The organism is Amycolatopsis sp. NPDC051061 (assembly GCF_040682935.1).
Taxonomy (GTDB): Bacteria; Actinomycetota; Actinomycetes; order Mycobacteriales; family Pseudonocardiaceae; genus Amycolatopsis.
The window spans coordinates 142,958-147,359 of sequence record NZ_JBFBBZ010000027.1; the positions used below are offsets into that span (position 1 = coordinate 142,958).

General features: G+C 68.2%; 4 protein-coding genes. All 4 read left to right on the forward strand.

Annotated elements, in window-relative coordinates; translation table 11 throughout:
- The first annotated feature begins 311 nt into the window (after window positions 1-311).
- The 4 genes from AB0N03_RS32210 to AB0N03_RS32225 all read left to right on the forward strand — a co-directional run bounded on the left by AB0N03_RS32210 (window position 312) and on the right by AB0N03_RS32225 (window position 4,185).
- Complete coding sequence (locus AB0N03_RS32210; RefSeq protein ID WP_364379389.1) at window positions 312-815, forward strand: hypothetical protein; 504 nt, start codon at window positions 312-314, stop codon at window positions 813-815.
- A 689-nt stretch (window positions 816-1,504) separates the two neighbouring features.
- A complete protein-coding gene (locus tag AB0N03_RS32215; RefSeq protein WP_364379392.1) occupies window positions 1,505-2,170 on the forward strand; it encodes a hypothetical protein in 666 nt (221 codons plus the stop codon).
- A 275-nt stretch (window positions 2,171-2,445) separates the two neighbouring features.
- The gene (locus AB0N03_RS32220) at window positions 2,446-2,622 is read left to right on the forward strand and encodes a helix-turn-helix domain-containing protein (RefSeq protein ID WP_364379395.1); all 177 of its coding nucleotides are present in this window, start codon (window positions 2,446-2,448) and stop codon (window positions 2,620-2,622) included.
- An 84-nt stretch (window positions 2,623-2,706) separates the two neighbouring features.
- The gene (locus AB0N03_RS32225; RefSeq protein ID WP_364379398.1) at window positions 2,707-4,185 is read left to right on the forward strand and encodes a tyrosine-type recombinase/integrase; all 1,479 of its coding nucleotides are present in this window, start codon (window positions 2,707-2,709) and stop codon (window positions 4,183-4,185) included.
- Window positions 4,186-4,402: the final 217 nt, after the last annotated feature.

A 4,402-nucleotide genomic window follows, 5' to 3' on the forward strand; every position in this document is an offset into this window, starting at 1 on the left:
GGGCCCCCCCCCCCCCCCCGCCCGCGGCGGGGGGGCCGCGGCGCGCTTCGTAGCTGTCTTTCCCCCGGCGCGTGGGGAACTCCTGCCGACACCGACCGCGCACGACGGTTCTTCCAACGGGATCTCCGCTGCGTCACGACAAGGAGGTCCGTCGCTGTTGGACAGTCTACGGCTTCTGCCGACACCGCGCGCTACCGACGGAACGAAGGGCTGCCCCGCGCAACGCGGCTCGAAGGGCGATCTGATGCTGCCCTCGGTCGTCCTCGCCGCCACCGCACCCCGCCCGCCCACGAACGCGCCGAAGGAGGTCGATGATCGTGGCACCCGCCCGCGCACCGCGCACCCGCCGCGCCGTAGCCGCTGAACCCGCGGCGGTGGACTGGGGCGAGTATGCCGCCGCCGTGTACCGCTGGGAACTCATCACCGGACATGGCGCGCCGTACCCCACCCAGTCCGGCCGGCACGGCCGTCCCGTCCTGGCGCCCGCGTTCGTCGAGTGGCTGATGGGCCTGCCCCCGGGCTGGGCCACCGCCGGACACCTTGACCTGCCCCGCACCGCCCAGCTGCGCGCCCTCGGCAACGGCGTCATGCCCCAGCAAGCCGCGCACGCCCTGCGCCTGCTACTCGACGACTTCGCCCACCTGAACAACTCTGCCTGCCCCGCACCGGTCGGCGCCCCGGCGCTGAATCGGCGATCCGCCCACCCGGGGCGTACCGCCGATTCAGCGCCGGCGCACGCGCCTACGCCATCTCCCACGTCCCGAGGCGCCGCGAGCAACCGCCGCGCTCGGACCGGCACCCGCGCGCGTCGCTGAACTCGCGGCGCTGCGGGCAGGTGAGCCGCACCGTCACAAGGCCCGTCCCGCAGCGCCGCCTTCCATCCCGTACCCACTCCACTCGAAAGAGGGCTCGCCATGCCACCCGCAGCCGCACGCGCCGGCCGCCCCGCCGGTGCCACCGGGATACACCGGGCACCAAGCCCTCGGAATGCGCGACGAGCACGACGTCTTCCGGCCCGCCGAGCGGTGGGTGCTCTCCTACCAGCCCGCGCATCGGGCCCTCATGACTCCCTCGCTGCTCTGAGCGGCCCAGAGCCCGCAGACCAGCGCCCGGCGCATTCCGCACCTGCTGCACCCTGCCCGCTGCCACCCCATTACGGCCACGACGGGACGGAACCGCGATGACCATCACCTCCCGCGCACCGCACACGCGGCGTGCCACCACACCTCGCCCGACCAGCCCCTCCGCCGGGCGTCGTCCGCTTACAGCCCGGTCACCTCAACGGCCACGCCGTGAGCGTTACCCCGGCACGCCACGAGGCCGATTCCTCAGTCTCGGCGCCGGAGTACAGAGCATGTGTGTACTACTGCTTGCCTGCACGGGGGAGATCCCTCCTTTCGACGCCGCCATATTCGCCGATACCGGCTGGGAGCCCAGGCAGGTATACGCGCAGTTGAACGTCGCCCGCCGGTTGGGCGCGCAAGCTGGGATACCGGTACGGACCGTGTCCAACGGCAACCTTCGTCTCGACACGCTGAACCCCGCCACGCGCTTCGTGACGATGCCGTTGTTCGTCAAAAACCCCGATGGCTCGCGAGGTATGGCTCGCCGCCAATGTACTGGTGACTACAAGATCCGGCCCTTGAAAAAGGCGGTCCGCGAAATCCTAGGCTACCCGCATCCAGCGCGAGTGCCGCACGGCGTGTTCGTCGATCAGGCCATCGGCATCTCGACCGATGAATTCCACCGCGCCAAGGACTCCGACGTCAACTACACCCGCAACATTTTCCCCCTCCTCGATCTAAGAATGTCGCGCTCGGACTGCCTGGCCTACCTGCGCGAGCGCGGGCTGGGCGATGTCGTGAAGAGTTCATGTCTGGGCTGCCCGTACTCGGGCAATTCCCGGCTCAGGTTCATCCGGGACACCGATCCGCAAGCGTGGGCGGACCTGGTCGAGTTCGACGCGGCTATCCGCAACGGCAGCCCCCGCGCCAACGCCGACGGGAAGCCTTTGCGCGGCCAGTTTTTCATCCACCGATCCCTGCGCCCGCTGGACCAAGTCGACCTCGATTCCACCCGCGGCCGACGCAGTGCCGAGGAAGACGACCCCGACGGTTGCTCCCCGTTCTCCTGCCGCAGCGGCCCGGACGCGACCGTGCCGGCTCCCTAGGATCGGCCTGCCCTTCCCCGGGGCGCCGTGACGTGCCCTGATGGTGCCGCTGAGTCGCGTTCCGACACCCATCGACCCCCAAGGCCGGTTGCGTGCTTGACCCCGCGCGCGGGCGCGCACGAGAACCCCGGGTCTGTCACCGAACCCTGCAATTCCTCACCGCCAGGGAGCTTGCTGTGCATGATCTCGATCGTCTCCACGCGGACACACCCGACTTGGCAACCGCTGCCGCGTCCTCACCGGCGTGGTCGCGCGAACGACTCGGGGACCTCGGCGTGACCACCGACCTGATGACCGCGGCCCGGATCCTCGGCATCGCCCGCACCACGGCCTACAAACTCGCTCGCACCGGAACCTTCCCGGTGCCGGCGGTCCGCGTCGGCCGGAGTTACCGCATCCCCGTCGCACGCGTGGTCGAGCTTCTCGGGCTGGATAAAGACCCTCATGCCTGACCCTTCCCCTCTGCGCGTACCAGAGCGTCCATATCCGGTGTCCGGACGCAATACCCACGGATTGCGGGAAAGGAAGAATCCGCGATGACGTTCAAAGGCTCCACCTTCAAGCGCTGCACCTGCACTCAACCTGGAACAAAGAAGCAACTTGGTGCCCGGTGCCCGAAGCTCAAACGTTCCAACGGCATGTGGAGCTCCAACCACGGCACCTGGTCGTTTCAAGCCGAACTCCCCAAGCACCACGGCGGAACACGCCGCACCCGCAGGCGGCACGGGTTCGCGTCGCAGACTCACGCACAGGACCAGCTCGACAAGATCGCCGACCTTCTCGCGCTCGGGGAACAACGCGGCGACACCGCCCTCGCAACGATCGGCGACCTCATCGACAACCGGCTTCGCACCGGCGAACCATTTCCCGCTCCCGAAGTGATCGCCAAGCAACTCGACCACGGCAACTCCAGCCTCGGTGACGTCCCGACCGTCGGGGAATGGCTGACCAGCTGGATCGCTACTCGTAAGAAGATCCGGGAAGGAACCCGGATCTCCTACCTGTCGCACGTCACCAACTGGCTGGTTCCTCATCTGGGCCACTACCGCCTCGACGCACTCACCGTCGAGCACATCACCCGTATGTTCGACGCGATGGCCGAGCGCAACGACACCATCACCGCCGCCAAGGACAGCGACGACGCCGAGGAACGAAAGAGTGTGTACGGCCTGCGAGTGATGGGCGCGGCCACCATGCAGCGCTACCGCGCCACCCTGCGCGCCGCGCTCAACGCCGCCATCCGCGCCCAGAAGATCACCTTCAACCCGGCTTCCTACGTCGAGCTGCCTTCCGGTCGACGCCCGAAGGCGCTGCTGTGGACACCGGACCGAGTCGAGCGGTGGCGCCGCACGGGGCAGAAACCGTCGAGGGTCATGGTGTGGACGCCCGACCAGATCGGCCGATTCCTCGACGAAGCCGAGGGTCATCCCTACTATGCCTTGTTCCACCTGATCGCCTACCGGGGTCTGCGGCGCGGTGAAGCCTGCGGCCTGCCGTGGTGGAACATCGAGCTGGCCAACCAGTCGATCACCATCTCCACCACGATCGTGCAGCTCGGGTGGAAGGCCGAGTTCGGCGAACCCAAGAGCGAAGCCTCCGGCCGTGTCATCGCCCTCGACGATGCCACCACGCTCGTGCTGCGGCGGCAGAAGCGACGACAGAACGAACTCCGCGCGGCAGCGGGGGCCGCATGGATCGAACACGAGCTGGTGTGTACCGAACGCGACGGCGGCCCGCTGCACCCGGCCAAGCTGACCGACGCCTTCCACGCCATCGCCGACGCCGCCGGGCTCCCGCCCGTGCGACTGCACGACCTGCGCCACGGTGCCGCCACCATCATGATCGCCGCCGGAGCGGACCTCAAAGTCGTACAGGAGTTGCTTGGCCACTCCACCATCGCGGTCACCGCCGACACCTACGCCCACGTTCTGCCAGAACTCGCACGCGAGACTGCCGAAGCCGCCGCCTCCATCGTTCCCCGTAACCCGCGACGGCAACCGCCTTCCGCGGCTTGAGTCCAACATCACGGCACACCGGGCCATCCCAAACGAGAAAACCGGGGCACGGCCATTCATCGTCGATGGCCGTGCCCCGCGTGTGGATGTGTTGTGAACGACGTGCCTTGTTGGCCGCTAGATGTATTGACCACGGAGGTTGGGTACGGGGCGACACGTGATCGGATGATCTTGGCGTGAGGGAGGGCCTCCGGGTTCGGTGTGGATTGCGACATCT

Coding starts and splice junctions, on each gene's coding strand:
- AB0N03_RS32210 (WP_364379389.1), top strand. CDS start 312: ATGATCGTGGCACCCGCCCGCGCACCGCGCACCCGCCGCGCCGTAGCC.
- AB0N03_RS32225 (WP_364379398.1), top strand. CDS start 2,707: ATGACGTTCAAAGGCTCCACCTTCAAGCGCTGCACCTGCACTCAACCT.